Annotated in this window: 21 protein-coding genes and 1 tRNA gene; 11 read left to right on the top strand and 11 right to left on the bottom strand. The window is 66.6% G+C overall.

Going from position 1 to position 20,894, the window contains the following annotated elements; all coding sequences use genetic code 11:
• Positions 1 to 123 precede the first annotated feature (123 nt).
• The gene (locus tag BMX37_RS02335; RefSeq protein ID WP_093663842.1) at positions 124 to 1,017 is read left to right on the top strand and encodes an iron-containing redox enzyme family protein; all 894 of its coding nucleotides are present in this window, start codon (positions 124 to 126) and stop codon (positions 1,015 to 1,017) included.
• A gap of 68 nt (positions 1,018 to 1,085) precedes the next feature.
• Here the strand turns inward: BMX37_RS02335 and lepA are convergent, their stop codons facing one another.
• Positions 1,086 to 2,897, bottom strand: a complete 1,812-nt coding sequence (gene lepA, locus BMX37_RS02330; RefSeq protein WP_093663841.1) for a translation elongation factor 4 — start codon at positions 2,895 to 2,897, stop codon at positions 1,086 to 1,088.
• 179 nt (positions 2,898 to 3,076) lie between these two features.
• Here lepA and BMX37_RS02325 point away from each other — a divergent pair.
• A tRNA-Pro gene (locus BMX37_RS02325) sits at positions 3,077 to 3,153 on the top strand.
• Positions 3,154 to 3,173: 20 nt separating this feature from the next.
• On the opposite strand, the gene BMX37_RS02320 is transcribed toward BMX37_RS02325, so the two are convergent.
• The 3 genes from BMX37_RS02320 to cueR form a co-directional block, all read right to left on the bottom strand.
• Positions 3,174 to 3,851 (bottom strand): peptidylprolyl isomerase, encoded by a 678-nt coding sequence (locus tag BMX37_RS02320; protein ID WP_093663840.1) that lies wholly within the window; start codon positions 3,849 to 3,851, stop codon positions 3,174 to 3,176.
• A 63-nt stretch (positions 3,852 to 3,914) separates the two neighbouring features.
• On the bottom strand, positions 3,915 to 4,748 hold the full coding sequence (gene bla, locus BMX37_RS02315) for a subclass B3 metallo-beta-lactamase (RefSeq protein WP_244501345.1): 834 nt from the start codon (positions 4,746 to 4,748) through the stop codon (positions 3,915 to 3,917).
• A gap of 35 nt (positions 4,749 to 4,783) precedes the next feature.
• The gene (gene cueR / locus BMX37_RS02310; RefSeq protein ID WP_093663839.1) at positions 4,784 to 5,170 is read right to left on the bottom strand and encodes a Cu(I)-responsive transcriptional regulator; all 387 of its coding nucleotides are present in this window, start codon (positions 5,168 to 5,170) and stop codon (positions 4,784 to 4,786) included.
• A gap of 121 nt (positions 5,171 to 5,291) precedes the next feature.
• On the opposite strand from cueR, the gene BMX37_RS02305 reads away from it, so the two are divergent.
• Positions 5,292 to 6,290, top strand: coding sequence for an alpha/beta hydrolase (locus tag BMX37_RS02305; protein ID WP_425288422.1), 999 nt, complete (start codon positions 5,292 to 5,294; stop codon positions 6,288 to 6,290).
• Positions 6,291 to 6,495: 205 nt separating this feature from the next.
• A complete protein-coding gene (locus BMX37_RS02300; protein WP_093663838.1) occupies positions 6,496 to 7,665 on the top strand; it encodes a winged helix-turn-helix domain-containing protein in 1,170 nt (389 codons plus the stop codon).
• A gap of 19 nt (positions 7,666 to 7,684) precedes the next feature.
• Here BMX37_RS02300 and BMX37_RS02295 read toward each other — a convergent pair whose 3' ends face one another.
• Positions 7,685 to 8,836: a GAF domain-containing protein gene (locus BMX37_RS02295; protein ID WP_244501344.1), complete on the bottom strand. Its 1,152-nt coding sequence runs from the start codon at positions 8,834 to 8,836 to the stop codon at positions 7,685 to 7,687.
• Between the two features lie 121 nt (positions 8,837 to 8,957).
• Here BMX37_RS02295 and adh point away from each other — a divergent pair, with 121 nt between their 5' ends.
• The 3 genes from adh (at position 8,958) to BMX37_RS02280 (ending at position 11,975) form a co-directional block, all read left to right on the top strand.
• Entirely contained in the window at positions 8,958 to 10,469 is a 1,512-nt protein-coding gene (gene adh, locus BMX37_RS02290; protein ID WP_093663836.1) for an aldehyde dehydrogenase, read from the top strand.
• 71 nt (positions 10,470 to 10,540) lie between these two features.
• Entirely contained in the window at positions 10,541 to 11,572 is a 1,032-nt protein-coding gene (gene adhP, locus BMX37_RS02285) for an alcohol dehydrogenase AdhP (RefSeq protein WP_093663835.1), read from the top strand.
• Positions 11,573 to 11,600: 28 nt separating this feature from the next.
• Positions 11,601 to 11,975, top strand: a complete 375-nt coding sequence (locus tag BMX37_RS02280) for a DUF779 domain-containing protein (protein ID WP_212611375.1) — start codon at positions 11,601 to 11,603, stop codon at positions 11,973 to 11,975.
• Positions 11,976 to 11,994: 19 nt separating this feature from the next.
• On the opposite strand, the gene BMX37_RS02275 is transcribed toward BMX37_RS02280, so the two are convergent.
• Positions 11,995 to 14,577 carry a M1 family metallopeptidase gene (locus BMX37_RS02275; RefSeq protein WP_093663834.1) on the bottom strand — a complete coding sequence of 861 codons (2,583 nt, stop codon included), beginning with the start codon at positions 14,575 to 14,577 and terminating at the stop codon, positions 11,995 to 11,997.
• Positions 14,578 to 14,682: 105 nt separating this feature from the next.
• On the opposite strand from BMX37_RS02275, the gene BMX37_RS02270 reads away from it, so the two are divergent.
• Positions 14,683 to 15,642, top strand: a complete 960-nt coding sequence (locus BMX37_RS02270; protein WP_093663833.1) for an NAD(P)H-dependent flavin oxidoreductase — start codon at positions 14,683 to 14,685, stop codon at positions 15,640 to 15,642.
• A gap of 38 nt (positions 15,643 to 15,680) precedes the next feature.
• Here BMX37_RS02270 and BMX37_RS02265 read toward each other — a convergent pair whose 3' ends face one another.
• Entirely contained in the window at positions 15,681 to 16,139 is a 459-nt protein-coding gene (locus tag BMX37_RS02265) for a DUF1465 family protein (protein ID WP_093663832.1), read from the bottom strand.
• Positions 16,140 to 16,210: 71 nt separating this feature from the next.
• A complete protein-coding gene (locus tag BMX37_RS02260) occupies positions 16,211 to 16,408 on the bottom strand; it encodes a YdcH family protein (RefSeq protein ID WP_093663831.1) in 198 nt (65 codons plus the stop codon).
• A gap of 167 nt (positions 16,409 to 16,575) precedes the next feature.
• Between BMX37_RS02260 and BMX37_RS02255 the strand changes: the two genes are divergently transcribed.
• Positions 16,576 to 16,731 carry a YdcH family protein gene (locus BMX37_RS02255; RefSeq protein WP_093663830.1) on the top strand — a complete coding sequence of 52 codons (156 nt, stop codon included), beginning with the start codon at positions 16,576 to 16,578 and terminating at the stop codon, positions 16,729 to 16,731.
• Positions 16,732 to 16,824: 93 nt separating this feature from the next.
• Here the strand turns inward: BMX37_RS02255 and BMX37_RS02250 are convergent, their stop codons facing one another.
• Complete coding sequence (locus BMX37_RS02250; protein WP_093663829.1) at positions 16,825 to 17,193, bottom strand: PilZ domain-containing protein; 369 nt, start codon at positions 17,191 to 17,193, stop codon at positions 16,825 to 16,827.
• A gap of 66 nt (positions 17,194 to 17,259) precedes the next feature.
• Entirely contained in the window at positions 17,260 to 17,724 is a 465-nt protein-coding gene (dksA, locus tag BMX37_RS02245; RefSeq protein ID WP_093663828.1) for an RNA polymerase-binding protein DksA, read from the bottom strand.
• Positions 17,725 to 18,305: 581 nt separating this feature from the next.
• Here dksA and BMX37_RS18630 point away from each other — a divergent pair.
• Entirely contained in the window at positions 18,306 to 19,001 is a 696-nt protein-coding gene (locus BMX37_RS18630; protein WP_244501343.1) for a PEP-CTERM sorting domain-containing protein, read from the top strand.
• A gap of 82 nt (positions 19,002 to 19,083) precedes the next feature.
• On the opposite strand, the gene BMX37_RS02235 is transcribed toward BMX37_RS18630, so the two are convergent.
• Complete coding sequence (locus BMX37_RS02235; RefSeq protein ID WP_093663826.1) at positions 19,084 to 19,524, bottom strand: host attachment family protein; 441 nt, start codon at positions 19,522 to 19,524, stop codon at positions 19,084 to 19,086.
• Positions 19,525 to 19,613: 89 nt separating this feature from the next.
• Here BMX37_RS02235 and serS point away from each other — a divergent pair, with 89 nt between their 5' ends.
• Positions 19,614 to 20,894 (top strand): serine--tRNA ligase, encoded by a 1,281-nt coding sequence (gene serS / locus BMX37_RS02230; RefSeq protein WP_093663825.1) that lies wholly within the window; start codon positions 19,614 to 19,616, stop codon positions 20,892 to 20,894.

The following is a 20,894-nucleotide window of genomic DNA, read 5'->3' as shown; positions in this document are numbered from 1 at the left end:
GCGTCATCTGAACGCATCCCCAAACGCGGTTAACCTGGATTTATCAAGCCGCCGTAATCGTTTGAACCGAGGGAACCGGGCAACGGCCGCGATTGTTGGCGCGGTTCTGTGAGAGGATCCTCAATGGCTACCGTTTTTCGCGACGCGTCCGTGCGTACGTCGCAATTCCTGACCGACAGCTTCCAGCGCGGTCTTGCCCACTGGAACCGCGAGCGCATGGCGCCGGGCTTCCCGGCAGGCGATTGGCAACGCACGCTGGATCGTGATGTTCGCATGCAGCGGCTGGAAGGCGGGTTTTTGGAGGAACTGCGCGCGGAGGTGTCGGCGGAGGCCGCAGCCGCGCCGACCGACGTAGATGGCTTCATCGCATGGTTCGAAGGGTTGAAGCAGACCGGCCCAGGACAGGGCGACCCTTTGTTCCCATGGATCGCCGAGGAGTCGAGTCTGGAGGAACTAAAGTGGTTCTTTGAACAGGAGGCCGCCGGTGAAGCAGGGTTCGACGATCTGGTCGCGATGACCCAGGTCAAGCTGCCGAACCGGCCGAAGCTGGAGCTGGCGCGCAACTATTGGGACGAGATGGGTCGGGGTCAGCTGGCCGGCATGCATGGTTTGCTGCTCGATGCGCTGACCGAGACACTGCAGGTCGACCCCGTCATCGAGAACACCGTGTGGGAAAGTTTGGCCTTGGCCAACGCCATGACGGCGATGGCGACGAACCGCCGCTACGCATGGCAGTCGGTGGGCGCCCTCGGCGTGATCGAACTGACCGCGCCGGATCGGTCGCGCATGACCGCGATGGGGCTGAAGCGGCTGGGCTTCTCCAACAAGGAGCGTCGCTATTTCGACCTTCATGCCGTGCTCGACATCAAGCACTCTGAAGATTGGAACGCGGAGGCAATCCGTCCGGCGGTGGAGGAGGATCCCCGCCGCGCCACGGCGATGGCGGAGGGCGCCCTGATCCGCCTCAAGTGCGGCGAGCGGTGTTTCGACGCGTATCGGACGCACTTCTGGGGCTAAGCCCCGCATTCATCCTATCCGCAAATTGGGAGTTGGGCGGAGGTGTTTGAGAAGCCTCCGCCCTGCCCTTATCCCTCGTCACCCATGCGCAGCGCGGCAATGAACGCCTCTTGCGGAATGCTGACGCTCCCATACTCGCGCATCTTCGCCTTACCCTTTTTCTGCTTTTCCAGCAGCTTGCGCTTACGGGTTGCGTCGCCGCCATAGCATTTCGCGGTCACGTCCTTGCGCATCGCGCTGATCGTCTCACGCGCGATCACCTTGCCGCCGATCGCCGCCTGGATGGGAATCTTGAACAGGTGGCGTGGGATCAGTTCCTTCAGCCGCTCGCACATGCCGCGCCCGCGCGTCTCGGCAGTACCGCGATGCACGATCATGCTCAGCGCATCGACTGGCTCGTCATTGACCAGGATGCTCATCTTGACCAGATCGCCCTCGCGATAGCCGATCTGCTGATAATCGAAGCTGGCATAACCCTTCGACAGCGACTTCAGCCGGTCGTAGAAGTCGAACACGACCTCGTTCAGCGGCAACTCATAGGTCGCCTGAGCGCGACCGCCGACATAGGTCAGGTTCTTCTGGATGCCACGACGGTCCTGGCACAGTTTCAGGATCGAACCCAGATACTCGTCGGGAACGTAGATCGTCGCTTCGATCCAAGGTTCCGAAATCGTCTCGATCTTGTTCGGATCGGGCATGTCCGCAGGATTGTGCAGCTCGATATGGCCGCCGCCGTGCGTCATCTCGATCTCGTACACGACGCTCGGCGCGGTCGTGATCAGGTCCAGATCATATTCGCGGGTCAGTCGCTCCTGGATGATCTCCAGGTGCAGCAGCCCGAGGAACCCGCAACGAAAGCCGAAGCCCAGCGCCGCCGACGTTTCCATCTCGAAGCTGAACGAGGCATCGTTCAACCGCAGCTTCGAGATACTCTCGCGCAGCTTCTCGAAATCGTTCGCGTCGACCGGGAACAGGCCGCAGAACACCACGGGCTGCACTTCCTTGAACCCCGGCAGCGCCTCCTTCGCCGGACGACGCACATCAGTCAGCGTGTCGCCGACGCGCGCCTGCGCCACGTCCTTGATCTGCGCGGTGATGAAGCCGATCTCGCCTGGACCCAGGTCGGTCAGCTGCTCGATCTTCGGCCGGAAACACCCGACGCGGTCGACCAGATGCTGCGTGCCCGCCTGCATGAACGTGACCTGCTGACCCTTTTTCAGCACGCCGTCCATGACACGGACCAGGATCACCACGCCCAGATACGGATCGTACCAGCTGTCCACCAGCATCGCCTTCAGCGGCGCGTCCGGATCACCCTTCGGCGCCGGAATCTTGCGCACGATCGCCTCCAGCGTCTCCTTGATGCCGATCCCGCTCTTGGCGCTGGCCAGCACCGCCTCCGACGCGTCCAGGCCGATCACGTCCTCGATCTCGGCCTTCACCTTTTCGGGTTCGGCGGCGGGCAGGTCGATCTTGTTGATGACGGGCACGATCTCATGGTCGTGCTCGATCGACTGGTACACGTTCGCCAGCGTCTGCGCTTCCACGCCCTGTGCCGCGTCCACCACCAGCAGCGCGCCCTCGCACGCGGCCAGCGACCGGCTGACCTCATAGGCGAAGTCGACATGCCCCGGCGTGTCCATCAGGTTCAGCGTATAGGTCTCACCATCGTCCGCCTTGTACGACAGGCGCACGGTCTGCGCCTTGATGGTGATGCCGCGCTCCTTCTCGATCTCCATGTTGTCGAGCACCTGCTCGCTCATCTCGCGATCGGACAGGCCGCCCGTCGCCTGGATCAACCGGTCGGCCAGCGTCGACTTGCCGTGATCGATATGCGCGATGATGGAGAAGTTGCGGAGCAGCGAGAGCGGGGTGGCCACGGTTTCTTTTCAATGCACGAGGAACGAAGTGATGCGCCGTTAGCACCCCTGCGCCCCGTTGCCAAAGGAGCAGCGGCCCTGTCGCGAAAACGGTCGCGCGCGGGGTTGTGGGATCGGGAAAGTGCCGCTATTGGCGCTCGCCTGCCGCCAAGAACCACCAGGGGCGGCAGATGATCGGTCGGGGAATAGCTCAGCCTGGTAGAGCACTGCCTTCGGGAGGCAGGGGCCGGAGGTTCGAATCCTCTTTCCCCGACCAGATTCTTCAGACCAAATCCTTCAGCGTCGATTATTGGCTGCCTTGGCTGCGCGCTGAGGTTCCGCCTTGGTCGATTTCACCAGCCATGGCTTCACCAGTCCGGTCGGATGCGGCGTGCCATCAAGGCGCCGCGCGCTGTTCACCCGCACCTCCTTCATCAACAACTGGCCGCCCATGCCGCCCCCGGTCGGCATGGCCAGGATGCGCTTCACCGTGTCCATGCCCGACACGACACGCCCGAACGCGGCATAGCCGGCGTAGCTGCCTTTAGCGTCCATCGCCGGGATCGGGCCCACGGTGATGAAGAAGTTGCCGCCCGCGGAATTCGGATCGCTGCGCCGTGCCATGGAGATGGTCCCATCCAGGTGCAGGATGCCGGTCTTGTCCGTCCGCTCCAGCGGAAAGGGCGGCAGGATGCGGCGCGCGTCGGTGCGGATACCCCCCTGCACGAAGCCATGTTGCGGCGCCTTTCGACTGCGCGACGATCGATAGAAGCTGACGCCGTCGAACCGTCCGTCATCGACATAGGCAAGGAAGTTGGCGCTGGTGGCGGGCGCGTGGCGGGTATCGACCGCAACGACGATCGGACCGGCGGAGGTGTCCAGCCTGACGCGAACCTTTGCCGGCTCGGCAGGACGTGCGAGCGCGGGAGCGCACACGATCAGCGTCGAAAGAAGCAGGGGCAGGTGAAAACGCATGGTCGCTCGGTCCGATATCCAGGTCGAGGCCGGCTAGGCCGCGAAGCCCGGCCGGGCAAGCGATCAGCGCCGCGTTGCCCTCTGCTGACGGACCAGTTCCTTCTCGAAATCGACCCTCGCTTCGCTGACCATGCGCTGCAACAGTGTGGGATCGACAAAGGCATCGCGGCCACCCGCCGCCGCGCGACGTCCCCGCTCCAGGACATCGGCCAATTCGGGATGGGCCGGCAGAACGATGTCGGCATGGACCCGGCCCAGCCGCCGGAACGTCTCGCGATAATCGTTCACGATCCCGGGATAGCGGCGGTTGCCGACCAGCCGGTTGCCGGCGACGCTCAGGCTGCACAGGAATATGACGTCATGCGCCCGCCCCTGATCGACGATGCGTGTCGCCCAGCTGGTGCAACCCGGCGTGTGGCCCGGCGTCGCCACCGCCGTCAGCGTCAGCCCGCCCAGCCGAACCACATCGCCGTCCGACATCGCACGTGCGACGCGTGCCGGTGGAAAGCGGATGACGCCGTAGTCCGTCTCACCCGGCGGAGTGCCCGTCCGCACCGCCTCTGCGTCGCGCGCGCCGACGGCCAGTGGTGCTCCCGTCGCCCTCTCCAGCCCCGCAAGTCCGGCAGCATGATCGAAATGGGCGTGGGTCAACAACAGCTGGCGAACCTGTCGCGGCCGGACGCCGACCCGGTTCAGGTTTGCCAGGATAGCCACCACGTTCTGCGCCAGCGTGCCGTCGATCAGCACCGCACCGGAGGGAGTCTTGATGAGATAGGACGCCAGACCCTTCGTTCCGACGTACCAGATCGGCCCGGCGACATGGAACGCCGGTGTTGGCTGCGCCCAGGCGGGTGGATCGGCCGCCTCCGTACCGGTGGCAACAATTCCGAGGGCCATTAACGCAGCGGCCATGATCCTGCGCATGCCGCGGGTCACTGCGCGAGCCGATCGAGAATGGGACAGGACGGACGATCATCGCCGTGACAGGTATCGGCGAGTGCCATCAGCGTCCCCCTCATCGCCTCCAGAGCGGCAGCCTTGCGGCCCAGTTCGTCGGCGCGCGCCATGGCCAGCGCTTTCACTTCCGCACTCGATCGCTGCCGATCCTGCCACAGGCCGAGCAGCGCGCCGATCTCCTCGATCGGAAAGCCGAGGTCACGCGCATTGGCGATGAAGCGCAGGCGATGAACATCCGCGTCTGCATAGTCGCGATACCCGCTGTCGAGTCGCACGGGCGGCGGGATCAGCCCGATCGCCTCATAATGGCGGATCATCCGCTGAGACACGCCACTGGCCGTCGATGCACCGCCGATGTTCATGCTCGTCCTTCGACTCACCCACTACGACCATGACATGACGTACGGGCATCGGATTTGCCAGCGGAGCGAAGGGCCGCGTAAGCACTCCGGCTTTGTCTCGACCCATGATAGGGTGGCGCCCGTGACTATCGATCCGACCGACTCCGCCCAGCATCCGCTGTCCCGCCGCACGCTCGTCGGGGGTGTCGCCGCCCTGGCCGGGCTGGCGACCCTGCCCGCCTCGGCACAGATCGGGCCGCGCGACGAGGTCGTACCCCTGTGGCCGGGCGCCATACCGGGTGATCGACGCGCGCGCATCGTGCGGTCGATCAAGGACCAGTCGCACAATGCCGGCCACCCAGATCGCTGGGTGATGGGCGTCGACCGCCCCGTCCTGGTGGTCAGGCGCCCTGCGCGGGCGAACGGCTCCGCTGTTCTGCTGCTGCCGGGCGGTGGCTACTCGTTCCTGGCCTATGACAATGAAGGAACCGAGCAGGCGGCTTGGCTGAACGCGCGTGGCATCACCGCCTTCATCCTTCTCTATCGCCTGCCCAGCGAGGGCTGGGACGCCCGCGAACATGTGCCGTTGCAGGATGCGCAACGCGCGATGCGGGTGATCCGCGCCGACTCGCAGAGGTTCGGCGTCGATGCGGCGCGGATCGCCGTCCTCGGCTTTTCCGCCGGCGGTCACCTGGCCGGGTCGCTGGCGACGCGCCACGCGGAGCAGGTCTATACGCCTTCCGATTCAGCGGATCGCCTGCCCGCTCGGCCCGATCTGGCCGGGTTGATCTATCCCGTGGTGTCGATGGAGGCACCCTTCACCCATGGCGGATCGCGCGACATGCTGCTCGGCAACCATGCCACTCCCGCGAAGCGCCACGTGGCCTCGGTAGAGGCGCGCGTGACCGCACAAACGCCGCCGACGTTCCTGGCGCATGCCGGCGACGACGACATCGTGCCCGTCGCCAACAGCCTGGCGCTCTATTCGGCCCTGCACGCAGCGGAGCGGCCGGCCGAGTTGCACGTGTTCGACAAGGGCGGCCATGGCTTCGGCACTCGCCTGCCCGACACGGTGGATGCGAGCCAATGGCCCACGCTGTTCCACCGCTTCGGCATCAGTCGGGGTGTGTTCCCCGCCTGACGATCCCCCGTTCAGCGGTAATGGCCCATCATGACCTTCGGGCACACGGGCCGGTCGATGGAGTTCGGGCCTTGATCGGTCTGACGCAAAATGATGCAGGCGCACACCTGCCGGAGCCCGCCTGTTTGACACTCGTGCAGGACAAGGATTTGGCCACGCGTTGCCCCGCCGATAATAGCTCCGCTCGTGCCACATGCGGGGCCGAATGACCGGCGCACCGGAGAGGATCGCGCTTCCGCTCGCACGGCGGATCGCGCTGGCGGCGCAGGGTTTCGGCGGCCGGCGCGACGGCGCGGTGCGCGCGCAGCAGCTTCGGCGTCTGCTCGACAAGGTACAGTTGCACCAGATCGACAGCGTCAACGTGCTGGTGCGCGCGCATTACCTGCCGGCCTTTTCACGCCTCGGCCCCTATGATCGGGCAGAGCTGGACCGCATCGCATGGGGACCACGACGTCAGCGCGCGGTGTTCGAGTACTGGGCGCATGAGGCGTCGCTGCTGCCGTTCGCGCTGCACCCGCTGTTGCGATGGCGCATGGCACAGGCGGATCGCGGAACGGCGGGCTGGGCCGGCATGCGCGTCTTTGCGGATGAACGCCGCAGCGAGGCGATGGCGGTGCTCGACCGCATCCGCATCGATGGCCCGCTGTCGGCAAGCGACTTCGACAGTCACAAGGGTCAGTCGGGTTGGTGGGAGTGGAGCGATACCAAGCGCGCGCTGGAATGGCTGTTCTGGGCAGGTCACATCACCACCGCGACCCGGCGTGGCAGTTTCGAGCGTGTGTACGATCTGCCGGAACGGGTGCTTCCGGCCGACATCCTCGCGGCAGCCACGCCATCGGATGCCGATGCTCATCGCGCCCTGATCGAGCGGGCGGCCGCCGCGCACGGGATCGCCACCAGCCGCGATCTGCGCGATTACTTCCGCCTGTCCCCCGCTGAGGCCCCCCCTGCGATCGCTACGTTGGCGGAAGAGGGCGTGTTGACGCGCGTCGAGGTGCCGGGGTGGCGCGATGCGTGGCTGCACAGGGACGCGCGGCGGCCACGTCGCATCGAGGCGCAGGCGCTACTCGCCCCGTTCGACCCGCTCGTCTGGGCGCGGGACAGGACCGAGCGCTTGTTCGGGTTCCGGTACCGGATCGAAATCTACGTCCCGGCCGAACACAGGCAGCACGGCTATTACGTCCTGCCGTTCCTGCTCGGTGAGCGACTGGTCGCACGGGTCGACCTGAAGTCGGACCGGCATGCCCGCCAGCTGCTGGTCAGGCGCACGCATCTGGAGCCCGACGCGCCCGCGCACACGGGCGCTGCCTTGTCGGAGGAACTGGAAAGCATGGCACGCTGGTTGAACCTGGACGCGGTCGTCGCGACGGGCTGAGGCCCCTTTCCGCCAGCCGCTAATTGGCCTGCCGACGGCGCAGGTGGCGGTGGATCGTGCTGCGATGGATGCCCAGCTGCCGCGCCGCCTGGCTGACATTGCCGTCGCATGCCAAGACCGCCGCGTCGATCAACTCCGCCTCGCGGTCGGCCAGCGCCGCGGCGGGCTGCGTACCGAGAGCCGTCTCCGACGCGACCGGCGCATGGGCTGTGCGGCCCGCGACGTCCCAGCGGCCTACCGCGCTGGTACCCACTCGCAACCGCATCAACAGGTCTGCGCCGTGGCTGCGCCGCTCCTCCAGCAAGTCGTCGATCGCGCACTCGTCCAGCGCGTCCCAGTGCCGCCCGACCAGCGACAGCCCCCTGCGGTTCGCCGCCACCAGCCGGGTGTCGCGGAACACCAGTATCCCCTCGCGGCTCGTGCCCAACATTGCGGGATCGTCGTGGAAGCGCAGCACCCGGCACCCGTCGAAACCGCGTTGGAACAGGCGATGTTCGATCTGGTCCACCGCCATGCGCACCAGCCCCAGGGCATGGCCGTTGCCGACGCTGGACGGCCCCGACATGTCCAGCGCGCCGACCACGACGCCACCCGGATCCATGATCGGCACCGCCGCACAACTCAACAGGCCATGATCGGCGAAGAAATGCTCGCCGCCATGAACGGCGATGGGCTTTCGCTCGGCAAGCGCGGTGCCGATCGCGTTGGTGCCGGTGTTCGCCTCCTTCCACGAAACGCCGGGGCGAAGCGCCATCCGCGCGGCGTGGGTGGAGAAGGCAGCGTCGCCGATCGCGTCCAGGATCATGCCGTCGCCATCCGTCAGTACCACGACGCTGTCGCTCTCCCGCGCCTCAGCGGCGAGCAGCTCCAGTTCTGGCCGGCAGAGACGCCGCAACAGGTCGTTCCTCTGCTGCAACGCCCGCAATTCGCTGTCCGGCACCGGGCCCAGATCGGAGAGGGATCGTTGCACCAGCCCGAGTTCGGTGCACCGTATCCAGGATCGCAGCACCGGCTGGCGGACGGCGGCCACCGGCAGGCGCCCTTCGCCGAAGAAGGTGCTGCGGGCCGACTCGATATTGGCGCTGTCCACCAACCTCCTGCCTCTCGATCGTGTCTGCACGAGTGTCGCATCCTGCGACAGGTCGCGCGTCGCTGTTGCGATCTGCGCCACATGCTACGTCCGCCAGTCCGGAAAGTCCAACCGCGGCGCCGGGTTCGCCCGGTCGGTGCTTGCGGCAGCAGCGCGACAGGCGGACCCTGCCTCCATCGATAAGATCAATCGGAGAGGCAGCATGACCGTTCACCAGCCGATCACGGCGCGCAAGGCACCGTTCAAGACCCGCTACGGCAACTATATCGGCGGGCGTTGGGTGGAACCGGCGGACGGCCGCTATTTCGAGAACCGCTCCCCCGTCGACGGGCAATTGCTGTGCGAGGTCGCACGCAGCCAGGCGGTCGATGTGGAACAGGCGCTGGACGCCGCGCATGCCGCCAGGGACGCGTGGGGCCGCACCAGCGCAGCGGAGCGTGCGCTGATGCTGCATCGCATCGCCGACCGGATGGAGGAGCACCTCTCCGACCTGGCCACCGCCGAGACATGGGACAATGGCAAGCCGATCCGGGAAACGACCGCCGCCGACATTCCGCTGGCGATCGATCATTTCCGCTACTTCGCCGGCTGCATCCGCGCGCAGGAGGGCAGCCTGTCGGAAATCGACCACGACACTGTGGCCTATCATTTCCATGAGCCGCTGGGCGTGGTGGGACAGATCATCCCCTGGAACTTCCCGTTGCTGATGGCGTGCTGGAAACTCGCGCCCGCGCTTGCGGCCGGCAATTGCGTGGTCATGAAGCCGGCGGAACAGACCCCCGCCTCGATCCTGCTCTGGGCCGAGCTGATCGGCGATTTGCTGCCGCCGGGCGTGCTCAACATCGTCAACGGGTTCGGCCTGGAAGCGGGCAAGCCGCTCGCGCAAAGCCCGCGCGTCGCGAAGATCGCCTTTACCGGAGAGACGTCGACCGGCCGGCTCATCATGCAATACGCGTCGGAAAACCTGATCCCGGTGACGCTGGAGCTGGGCGGGAAGAGCCCCAACATCTTCTTCGCCGATGTGGCCGCGGAGGATGACGATTTCCTCGACAAGGCGATCGAGGGGTTCGCGATGTTCGCGCTGAACCAGGGCGAGGTCTGCACCTGTCCCTCACGCGCGCTGGTGCACGAAAGCATCTACGACCGCTTCATGGAGCGCGCGGTGAAGCGTGTGGAGGCGATGATCCAGGGCGATCCGCTCGACCCGCAGACCATGGTCGGCGCGCAGGCATCGTCCGAGCAGATGGAGAAGATTCTCTCCTACCTCGACATCGGTCGTGGCGAGGGCGCGGAGGTGCTGACCGGGGGCGAGCGCAACCGGATCGACGGGCTGGAGGGTTACTATGTGAAGCCGACGGTACTGCGCGGCCACAACCGGATGCGCATCTTTCAGGAGGAAATCTTCGGGCCCGTGGTGTCGGTCACCACCTTCAAGGACGATGCGGAGGCGCTCTCCATCGCCAACGACACGCTGTACGGCCTGGGCGCGGGGGTTTGGACCCGCGACGGCACCCGCGCCTATCGCATGGGACGCGCGATCCAGGCGGGGCGTGTGTGGACCAACTGCTATCACGCCTATCCCGCGCATGCGGCGTTCGGCGGCTACAAACAGTCGGGCATCGGGCGCGAAACGCACAAGATGATGCTGGACCATTATCAGCAGACCAAGAACCTGCTGGTCAGCTACAGCCCCAAGAAGCTCGGCTTCTTTTGACAGGCATCAAGGCGGCCGGCGCGCTCCCCGCGCCAGCCTGCCCTCCAATTCCCAACGAAAGGACCTGATCCATGGCCAAGACCATGAAAGCGGCGGTTGTGCGCGAGTTCGGCAAGCCGCTGACCATCGAGGAGGTACCGGTGCCGGAGGTGAGCGAAGGCACCATACAGGTCGCGATCCAGGCGTCCGGCGTCTGCCACACCGACCTGCACGCGGCCGAGGGCGACTGGCCCATAAAGCCGAACCCGCCCTTCATTCCAGGGCATGAGGGCGTCGGCTTCGTTTCCGCGGTCGGCAAGGGCGTGAAGCACGTCAAGGAAGGCGACCGGGTGGGCGTCCCCTGGCTGTACACCGCCTGCGGACACTGCGTGCATTGCATGGGCGGCTGGGAGACGCTGTGCGAGAGCCAGCTGAACACCGGCTATTCAGTCAATGGCGGCTTTGCGGACTATGTCATCGCCGACCCCAATTATGTCGGCCACCTGCCGGACAGCATCTCCTTCACCGACATCGCTCCGATCCTGTGCGCCGGTGTGACGGTGTACAAGGGGCTGAAGATGACGGACACGAAACCGGGTGACTGGGTCGTGATTTCCGGCATCGGCGGCCTGGGCCACATGGCGGTGCAATATGCCAAGGCGATGGGCCTGAACGTCGCGGCGGTGGACGTCGACGATGCCAAGCTCGACTTGGCGCGGCGGCTGGGTGCGACGGTCACGGTGAACTGCCGCAACGAGGACCCTGCCACGGTGGTGAAGCGCGAAACCGGCGGCGGCGCGCAGGGGGCGCTGGTCACCGCGGTCAGCGAACGCGCGTTCGAACAGGCGATCGGCATGATGTCGCGCGGCGGCACCGTTGCGCTGAACGGCCTGCCGCCGGGCGACTTCCCGCTCAACATCTTCGGGCTGGTGCTGAACGGCATCACCGTGCGCGGCTCGATCGTCGGCACGCGCCTGGACCTGCAGGAGTCGATCGACTTCGCCGCGCAGGGCAAGGTCAAGGCGACGGTGTCCACCGCCCGGCTGGAGGACATCAACGACGTGTTCGCCCGCATGCACAAGGGGCAGATCGAGGGCCGCATCGTGCTGGACATGGCGGCATGACGCGCCCTCAGGTGAGGGGCATGACCAAGTGACGTTCGCGGCCGGGGTGAACCGGGTAACGGCGACCCCGGCCGCGCTGGACCTGCTCGCCGCGATCGTGGCGGATCATGGCCCGGTGTTGTTCCACCAGTCGGGCGGTTGCTGCGATGGCTCGTCGCCGATGTGCTATCCGCGCGACGGATTCAGGATTGGCGCGGGCGACGTGATGCTGGGCGAGGTCGCCGGACAGCCCTTCTACATCGGCGCGCGACAACTCGCCGCCTGGGGCGCCGACATCCGCCTGACTTTAGATGCGGTGGACGGGCGTGGCGGCATGTTCAGCCTGGACAATGGTCGGGAGCGCCGCTTCCTGATCCGCTCGCCGCTATGTTCGCCGGGCGAGAGGGAGGGGCCGCCAGCCTGAACCGGCGGCCCCGATCGGCTTAGCGCGCCGTCCAGCGGGCAACCGCCGGCTGCAACCGTGCCGCCACTTCGCGCGCGGCCGCCATGCGCGCGATCGTCCGCTCCGACGGTCCGCGTGCGGCGGCGGGCAGGTTGGCGTTGGCGAAGGCCCGGATCTTGCCGGGCATCGCCGGGTCGACCGACCCCGCACCCAGACCGGTGATGAAACCAGCGCGGGTGCTCGTCTCCAGGAAGCTTTCGACCAGCTGCCGGTGTGCCACCGCCCAGTCAAACGCCAGGTCGGGGTGGTTGCTGGCCACCGCGCGCAGCAGGATCGCGCCCTGTGGCGGGGTCAGCGTGCCGCCGGGCAGCAGGTCCAGCGCACGCCGCGCGATCGCCTCGTCCCGCGCGCCGCCTAGCATGGCGACATAGCCGTTCTTCACCACCGGGTTGGTTTCCGCCCGCACCATGGCGAGCAGCCCGTCCCACTCCGCCGGCGTGGCGTTGATGGCATAGGTCTGGAGGACCGGCTGGCGGATCGCCGGCGGGATCGCGTCGGGGTTGGTCTTCAGCGCCGCCACGTACCGCCGCGCCTCCGCCGCCACCTGCGGATCGCCGCTGCTGCCGAGCAGCGACAGCAGGTCCTCGCGCAGGTTGGTCACGGGGGGTTCCTCACCGGCCCGCTGGGCGATGCCGATCCGCGCCAGTTGCGGCTGCAACAGCGACAGCGTGCGGGCGCGCAGCGGCTGTTCAAGCGGCGTGGAGGCGAAGCGGGCCTTCAACTGCGACAGCACGCGCGCCACAGCGGACCATTCCAGCGCGTCGGACCGCGGCCCCACCTGTGCCATCATCTCGAAATAGCGATCGAGGTCCTGATAGCCGCCGGTGGCCAGGCCATACTCATCGCCCAGCGTGCCGATGCGATCCTTCAGCGACAGCTTGGCATAGTCGCGCACGATCACGTCATGTGCCGCGCCCTCATACCGGACACGGGTGTAGCTGCCCTTGCCCAGATTGGCGACGAATGCGCCGCAGCCCGCCGCCGTCACGCGCGACGCGGTCGGCCCCGCCAGCACCGTGCTGCCAGCCTGCGAGCCGGGCACGCCGAAGCTGAGCGGAACCTGCCAGCTTTGCGGTGTCTTGGATGCTTGGTCGACGCCGAAACGGCCCTGCGTCAGGGTGGCGCCGGTCCGGCCGCCCTCGCACCGCACGTCCGACACCGTCACCAGCGGCACGCCGCCCTGAAGCGTGAAGGTATGCGCGATGTCCGCGACCGGCCGTCCGGACGCAGCGGCCAGCTCCGCCCACAGCTGATCCGTCGCGGTGTTGCCGTATTTGTACCGCGCCATGTAGCGACGGATGCCGTCGCGGAAGGCGTTTTCGCCCAGCGTCGACTCCAGCATGCCGATCACCGCCTGCCCCTTCTGGTAGGTGATCGTGTCGAAGGCCTCGCTGATCTGGTCGGGCGTTTCGACATGCCGTACGATCGGGTGCGTGGCTGCGGTCGCATCCAGTCCGATCGCCGCCTCTCGTTCCGTGACCAGCGACTGCGCATCCGCCTTCCAGCTGGGGTTGAGGTCGGCCGACGCCTTGCCCTCCATCCAGGATGCGAAACCCTCGTTCAGCCACAGGTCGTCCCACCAGCCCATGGTGACCAGATCGCCGAACCATTGGTGCGCCATCTCATGCGCGACGACGGTATAGATGCGCTGTCGGTTGCTCTCCGTCGCGCGCTTCGCGTCGAACAGCAGCTCGGGCTCGAAATAGAAGATCGCACCCCAATTCTCCATCGCGCCGAAGAACTGGCTGGACCCCGGCCCGGCGATCATGTCCATCTTGGGCAACGGATAAGGCTGACCGAAATAGTCGTTGTAATAGGCCAGCAGCTTCTTGGCGGATGCCAGCGCGTAGTCGCCCTGGTCGACCACGCCGCGACGGGTGATGACGCCGATCTCGACATTGCCGGCCTTGACCGTCTTGCGCTCCATGTCACCCATGCCGAGGAACAACAGGTAGCTGGACATCTTCGGCGTGGTGGCGAAGCGGTACCGCTGCATGGCCCCCTCCGTCGCGACGGAGGTCGCGGGCATGTTGGAGAATGCGAGCTGTCCCTTGGGCGCCAGAGCGCTGAGGGTAAAGGTCGCCTTGAACGCCGGCTCGTCGAACATCGGTGCGAAGCGGCGCGCGTCCGGCGCCTCGAACTGGGTCGCCAGCATGCGCGACTTGCTGCCGTCGGTGTTGGAATAGTCGATCGCGAACAGGCCGGCGGCGGATTGGTTGATCTTGCCGTCCCATGCCAGCGTCAGCGCGTGGCGACCGGCGGCCAGCGCAGACGGCAGCGTCAGGGTGAGCCGCTGACCTTCCTTGTCCAACGACACCGCCGCCTTGCGCCCGTCGACCGCCGCGGACCGGATCGACAGATCGGCGGCGTTCAGCACCACCGTGCGCGTCGGCGCCTTCACGTCGACGGTCACCGTCTCGGTGCCGCTGAACGTCAGCGCAGCCGCGTTGGGCGACACCGCTATGTCGTAGGCGACGGGCACGACAGTCGAGGGCAGGCGCGCCTGGGCAAGGGCGCCCGTCGACGCGGTCAGGGACAACAGGGTCAGTGCGGCAAGCTTCATGGATCAGCCTTGTGACATGGTAACATGCATGTCGTAGACCGTTCGCAGGCGGCTGCCAATCGGCCTTGCTGGACACGTCGATCGGATGCGTGTCACAAGCCGGCGATGCCCCTGCCCGCGTCCCTCGACCGCCTGCGCCTGCCCGTCATCGGCTCCCCGATGTTCATCATTTCCGGGCCCGATCTGGTAATCGCCCAGTGCAAGGCGGGGATCGTCGGATCGTTTCCCGCGCTGAACGCACGCCCCGCGTCGCTGCTGGACGAGTGGCTTCATCGGATCACCGAGGAACTGGCCGCGCATGACCGCGCGCACCCGGACCGGCCGTCGGCACCGTTCGCGGTCAATCAGATCGTGCATCGCTCCAACGTCCGGTTGGAAGAGGATGTGGCGATGTGCGGCAAGTGGCGGGTGCCGATCGTCATCACCTCGCTTGGCGCGCGCGAGGAGCTGAACACCGCCGTGCACAGCTGGGGCGGCATCACCCTGCACGACGTGATCGATGATCGCTTCGCGCACAAGGCGGTCGAAAAGGGTGCCGACGGCTTGATCGCGGTCGCCGCGGGCGCCGGCGGCCATGCCGGACGCCTGTCGCCGTTCGCGCTGATCGCTGAAATCCGGCAATGGTTCGAGGGGCCGCTCGCCTTGTCCGGCGCGATCGCCACCGGTGGCGCGATACTCGCCGCGCAGGCGATGGGCGCCGACTTCGCCTATATCGGTTCCCCCTTCATCGCCACGACGGAGGCGAGTGCCGCCGACGCATACAAGCAGGGCGTGGTCGACGGTCGGGCGGCCGACATCGTCTATTCCGATCTGTTCACCGGGGTCCACGGCAACTACCTGCGCGCCTCGATCGAGGCAGCGGGCATGAACCCGGACGACCTGCCGGCCGGCGACCGCACCAGCATGGATTTCGGCGGCAGCGCGGCAAAGGCGTGGCGCGACATCTGGGGCGCGGGCCAGGGCATCGGTTCGGTGCATGCGGTCGAGAGCGTGGCGGATCGCGTGGCTCGGCTGGCCGACGAATATGGCGCGGCGCGGCAAAGGCTTGGATTAGCGCCCAGCTAGGCGTGTGCGGTCCAACAGCGGCCCGCGATGAGCCAGGATCAGAAGGACAGAGCCAGCCGTTCCTGCATCGACTTGGCCGGGCTGGTCGCAGACTTCGCCCCCTGCGCCTGATCAAGCCTGCCGACGCGCCGATGCAGGTCCTCGCTGTCGGCGATCAGCGCCACGGCACGCGCCGGCAGTGCAGTCAGCAACGCCGCGTCGCTGACCGGCGCGTCGCCCAGGCGGCGCGAGGGGTGCAGCGCGTCGCTGGGCTTCATCTCGCCGGCGCCCACCGCCCGCTGCGTCAGCAGCCACGCGATGACGTGCATCAGCCGGGTCGTCACCTTCAGCGACTCGCAGGAGAAACCGACCCGGACCAGCGGGTCCAACGCCTCCCGCTCGGTGCGACCGAGTTGGTCGAAATAGGCACGCGCCTCGTCCGCCAGCAACATCGCCTCGACATACAACCCGTCGATCAGGCGGTCGTGCAGGCGCGATTCGTCTTGGGTCCGGCTCATATCGTATTGGCAGGTGCCACGGTCCGCGGCCAAAGCCCAGCACCAGCCCGTTCCGCCTGTCGCAAATCAGGTCAGGCGATGATGTCCGGGATCATCTGATCCTCCACCGCAGCGATTTCATCGCGGATGCGCAGCTTGCGCTTTTTCAGGCGCGCCATCTGCAGCTGGTCGGGCGTTCCGCTGTCGCCCAGCGCGACGATCGCGGCGTCCAGATCGCGATGTTCCATCCTGAGCCCGTCCAACCGTGCCGCCAGTCGTTCATCGTCCATTCGCGCCCCCGCTTCGTGGCGCGGTTCTAGCGCAGTCGATCGGGCAGCCCAAGCGGGCTGTCGCACCATGCGGCTCGTTTGATCGATTTACCGGAAACGGACACGCGACTTTTACCGACATGCGTGGTTTACTGCGCTCCCCCAAACATAATGCTGGAGGTCTGGCAATGCCGACGACGCACCAAGACGCTTTGGAAACCAAGCATGCGGGACTCGATCGCCGCCTTGCCGAAGAGCGGTCGCGCCCCCTGCCCGACGCGGCCACTATCGCCGCCCTGAAGAAGCAGAAGCTGCGCCTCAAAGAGGAATTGACCGGCCTCTGATTGCAGCAAGTGTCCGTCCGGTCCGGCGACATGCCGGGCCGACGGGCCGTTCATCGCGGCGCGACGCTGCCCCGACCCGCGACGAACAGAATGTCAGCCCCTCGTGCGGACCACCACCGGCTTCCGCGCCTTTTTCGGGTCGATCTGGCTGTCGAGTGCGATGCCGATCCGCCCCTCCGCCGCCCAGGCGACCTTGCCCTCGACCTCGCCGATGCCGCGCAGCGTCACCGTCACGGCATCCCCGATCGCGCACCGACCATCATATTCGGCCATCAGACCGCCTGCCGACAGGTTGCGTACCCGTACGTCGCGCGACTCGTCCGATCCTGCGAACACCAGCCGTGCGAGCAGGAACAGGCTGTCGCGAGAACGCGGTGCCGCACCGGCGCCCTGCGCCCCATTCGTTCCGTCGTCGCCGGCAAGGCTGTCGCCGCCAGCTTTCGGAGGAAAGAAACCTTCCATGACCTGCCCGTTCGTATCGATAGGCGTGTGCTACCCCGAAAGACTGAACCGATTCTTTAAAACCGTTCAATCATCCCGAGAAATCTTCTCGTTCCGCTCATGCCGCTCCTGCGCCTCGACGGTCATCGTGGCGATGGGCCGCGCCTCCAACCGACCGAGGCTGATCGGTTCGCCGGTCACCTCGCAATAACCGTATTCGCCCTCATCCAGCCGACGCAGCGCAGCGTCGATCTTCGACACCAGCTTGCGTTGACGGTCGCGGGTGCGCAGTTCGATCGACCAGTCGGTTTCGCTGGATGCGCGGTCGGTCAGGTCCGCCTCTCGCAACGAGTCGATCTGCAACTGCGACAGCGTTTCCTGCGACTCACGCAGGATCGCTTCCTTCCACAGGGACAGCTTGTTGCGGAAATAGGCCTGCTGCCTCAGGCTCATGAACGGTTCGTCGGCGCTCGGGCGGTAACCCTCGCCGGCATCGTTGGCAGGCACCGGGCCGGCTTCGGCCCCTTCAACGCGATTCAACACGGTCGCCATGAGACGCACTCCCCTCCGGCCCGCCGGAATGCTGACGCCCCCGTCACGGACCTCCCCCAATCGCAAGGGCGCCTATAATCGCGAGACGTTTCGCTAACAAGCAGGTTCTAAGACCGCGCGCGGGTGCGATCGGATGCCATCACCAAACGCCTGTCACCTTCGATCAGGCCTGAACCCTGTCTCGATTTGGCACGCGCGGCCAAGGGTGTAAGGGCGACATAGTGGTTTTTGCGCAGTTAACCCAAAGAAGATGGTTAAGGTCCTTGCGCTTAAGTGTTTGTTCCGCACTCTCCACTACTGGCACCACGCGACCATGTGAGCGATTCACCTGGACGCGACACCGCCGCAAGAGAGAGTGAACCATGTCTGTTCGGATGGCCCTGGCAAAACTGTGTGCTTGCGCTTGTGGCGGCGCGCTCATCGGTGGTGGCGCTGTGCATATGGCGGAACGCCCGCGACAGGTCGCCTATAACAGCAAGGGACCGATCACCACCAAGCAGGTGGTGCGTCGAAAGGTCGTTCGGACCCGGCCCGTGCGTCGCGTGGTGACGACGACGACCCGCACGACCTGCGCACCCACGGTGGTGACGGTCGCCAACGCACCCGTGCCCGTGCCGTTGCCTGCGCCCATTCCCTTCGAGTCGGGCGGCGGCAGCTATCCGGTCGTGGTCGGTGGCACCGGAGGGTTCGGTTTTGGCGGGTTCGGCGGCGGCTTTGGTGGTGGCTTCGGCGGCGGCGGTGGAGGCGGCGGCGCGGTTGTCGCCATCGACAACACCAACACGAACAACAACAGCAATTGGCAGAACCAGAACCAAAACCAGAATCAGAACCAAAACCAGAATCAGAACCAAAACCAGAATCAGAACCAGAACCAGAACGGCGGCGGGGGCAAGGATCACGGCGGCAAGGACCACGGCGGCAAGGACCACGGCGGCAAGGACCACGGCGGCTCCTCAAGCAGTTCGTCGTCCTTCGGCGGTTCGACCAGCTCGTCCAGCACCAGTTCCGGCGGTTACAGCTCGTCCAGCGATGGTTGGTCGTCGTCCGGCGGCTGGTCGTCCAACGGTCCCGGCGGCAGCTCGTCCGGGTCGTCGTCCAGCAGCACTTCGTCCTCGACGTCCAGTTCCTCCTCTACCAGCAGTTCGTCGTCATCGTCGGGCAGCAGCGGCCACCCCGCCCCGGTGCCGGCTCCGCCGATGGTGATCCTGTTCGGTGCAGCGGCCGCCAGCCTCGCCGCACGGCGCCGCCGGGCCAAGGCCAAGGCGCAGGCCGGCTGACCGCGCGGCATAGCCGGCTCCTGACCCGAGACAAAAAAGGGCCCGCAGCGATGCGGGCCCTTTTTCTTGAAGCCGCCGCCGGTCAGGCGTCGTGCAAAGCCTTTTCGATCTCGTCGACCGGGTGGTTGGTCAGATCCTTGGCCAACTCACCGGACACCCGCCGCTCCACTTCCTTGTGGTAGTGCTTGCGCAACTCGCCCAGCGTGCGCGGCGGCGCGACGATGATCAGCGTCTCGAAATCGTTGGAGAGCGCGCGCCGCTTCAGCAGGTCAGCCGCCTGCGCCGCGAAGCGATCCTCCTCCTGCTGGTGGAAATCGACCTCCGCCATGTTGCCGCCTGCGGCTCCCTGGGTCGAAGAGGCACCGCCCGCGGCATCCGTCTTCTGATCGCGATCGGCGGGGTTGGACTGTTCCTCCGCATGTTCGACCTTCAGGTTCGGATACTCGCTGTCGCCGTCGTTGCGGAAGAACAGCATCTTGCGACCATCGGCGACCAGGACGCAGGCGTTGTGGGGAACGTGCATGGGTTTTCTTCTCCTCTGCTTTGCCCGTTCAACGTCCGGCATGGCGGGGGGTTGCCGCGCCGCCCCCGCGTCGGCCATAGCCCCGCGCCATGCATGACATCCGCCTGATCCGCGACGATCCCGCCGCCTTCGACGCGCAACTCGCCCGGCGCGGCACGCCGCCGCATGCGGAGGCGCTGGTGTCGCTGGACGAGGCACGGCGTCGCACGATCGCACAGGCGCAGGACGCGCAGACCCGGCGCAACGCCCTGTCGAAACAGATCGGACAGGCAAAGGGCAGCGGCGACGAGGCGCGCGCGCAGGCGCTGATGACCGAGGTCGCGGAACTGAAGGAGTCGCTGCCCCGGCTGGAAGCGGAAGAGGCGCGGATCGCGGCCGAACTGGATGACGCCCTCGCCGCGTTGCCGAACCTTGCCGCCGCAGACGTGCCGCCGGGTGAGGATGAGGACGCCAATGTCGAGGTGCACCGCCATCGCGAACCGCCCGCGTTCGACTTCAAACCGGCGGAGCATGACGCGATCGGCCCGGCACTGGGCATGGATTTTGAGACCGGCGTCTCCATTGCGGGGTCGCGCTTCACCCTGCTGCGCGGCGGTGTGGCACGACTTCAGCGGGCGCTTGGTCAGTTCATGCTCGACCGGCTCGTCAACGAGCACGGCTTCGAGGAAGTGTGCCCGCCGCTGCTGGTCCGCGACGAGGCAGCGTTCGGTACCGGGCAATTGCCCAAGTTCACGGAGGACCTGTTCCGCACCACCGACGGCCGGTGGCTGATCCCCACGGCGGAGGTCAGCCTGACCAACATCGTGCGCGAGCGTATCCTGGGCGAAGCCGAACTGCCGCTGCGCTTCGCCGCGCTGACCCCCTGTTTCCGGTCGGAGGCGGGCGCGGCCGGTCGCGACACGCGTGGCCTGATCCGCCAGCACCAGTTCGACAAGGTGGAGATGGTCGCGATCGTCACGCCGGACGCATCGGATGCGGAGCATGAGCGGATGACCCGCTGCGCGGAGGGCGTGCTGGAGGCGCTGGATCTGCCGTATCGCCGCATGCTGCTGTGCGCGGGGGACATGGGCTTTTCCGCCGCGCGGACGTTCGATCTGGAAGTGTGGCTGCCGGGGCAGAACCGGTACCGCGAGATTTCCAGCTGCTCGACCTGCACCGACTTCCAGGCGCGCCGCATGAACGCGCGGTTCCGGCCCGAAGGGGAAAAGGCGACGCGCTTCGTCCACACGCTGAACGGCTCCGGACTTGCCGTCGGCCGGACATTGGTCGCCGTGATCGAGAACGGGCAACAGGCCGATGGCTCGGTCGTCGTGCCCGCCGCGGTCCGCCCGTATCTGGGCGGGCTGGAGGTGCTGGAGCCGGCACGCTAG

Origin of the sequence: Sphingomonas gellani (genome assembly GCF_900110035.1) — a bacterium.
Lineage (GTDB): Bacteria > Pseudomonadota > Alphaproteobacteria > Sphingomonadales > Sphingomonadaceae > Sphingomonas > Sphingomonas gellani.
The sequence above is the reverse complement of the archived record's forward strand: the minus strand, read 5'-3'. Positions and strand labels throughout refer to the sequence as shown.

Excerpts from the sequence above, each read along its gene's own strand:
- BMX37_RS02335 (WP_093663842.1), top strand. The coding sequence starts at position 124 with ATGGCTACCGTTTTTCGCGACGCGTCCGTGCGTACGTCGCAATTCCTG.
- BMX37_RS02320 (WP_093663840.1), bottom strand. The coding sequence starts at position 3,851 with ATGCGTTTTCACCTGCCCCTGCTTCTTTCGACGCTGATCGTGTGCGCT.
- bla (WP_244501345.1), bottom strand. The coding sequence starts at position 4,748 with ATGGCCCTCGGAATTGTTGCCACCGGTACGGAGGCGGCCGATCCACCC.
- cueR (WP_093663839.1), bottom strand. The coding sequence starts at position 5,170 with ATGAACATCGGCGGTGCATCGACGGCCAGTGGCGTGTCTCAGCGGATG.
- BMX37_RS02300 (WP_093663838.1), top strand. The coding sequence starts at position 6,496 with ATGACCGGCGCACCGGAGAGGATCGCGCTTCCGCTCGCACGGCGGATC.
- adh (WP_093663836.1), top strand. The coding sequence starts at position 8,958 with ATGACCGTTCACCAGCCGATCACGGCGCGCAAGGCACCGTTCAAGACC.
- adhP (WP_093663835.1), top strand. The coding sequence starts at position 10,541 with ATGGCCAAGACCATGAAAGCGGCGGTTGTGCGCGAGTTCGGCAAGCCG.
- BMX37_RS02275 (WP_093663834.1), bottom strand. The coding sequence starts at position 14,577 with ATGAAGCTTGCCGCACTGACCCTGTTGTCCCTGACCGCGTCGACGGGC.
- BMX37_RS02270 (WP_093663833.1), top strand. The coding sequence starts at position 14,683 with ATGCCCCTGCCCGCGTCCCTCGACCGCCTGCGCCTGCCCGTCATCGGC.
- BMX37_RS02265 (WP_093663832.1), bottom strand. The coding sequence starts at position 16,139 with ATGAGCCGGACCCAAGACGAATCGCGCCTGCACGACCGCCTGATCGAC.
- BMX37_RS02260 (WP_093663831.1), bottom strand. The coding sequence starts at position 16,408 with ATGGACGATGAACGACTGGCGGCACGGTTGGACGGGCTCAGGATGGAA.
- BMX37_RS02255 (WP_093663830.1), top strand. The coding sequence starts at position 16,576 with ATGCCGACGACGCACCAAGACGCTTTGGAAACCAAGCATGCGGGACTC.
- BMX37_RS02250 (WP_093663829.1), bottom strand. The coding sequence starts at position 17,193 with ATGGAAGGTTTCTTTCCTCCGAAAGCTGGCGGCGACAGCCTTGCCGGC.
- dksA (WP_093663828.1), bottom strand. The coding sequence starts at position 17,724 with ATGGCGACCGTGTTGAATCGCGTTGAAGGGGCCGAAGCCGGCCCGGTG.
- BMX37_RS02235 (WP_093663826.1), bottom strand. The coding sequence starts at position 19,524 with ATGCACGTTCCCCACAACGCCTGCGTCCTGGTCGCCGATGGTCGCAAG.
- serS (WP_093663825.1), top strand. The coding sequence starts at position 19,614 with ATGCATGACATCCGCCTGATCCGCGACGATCCCGCCGCCTTCGACGCG.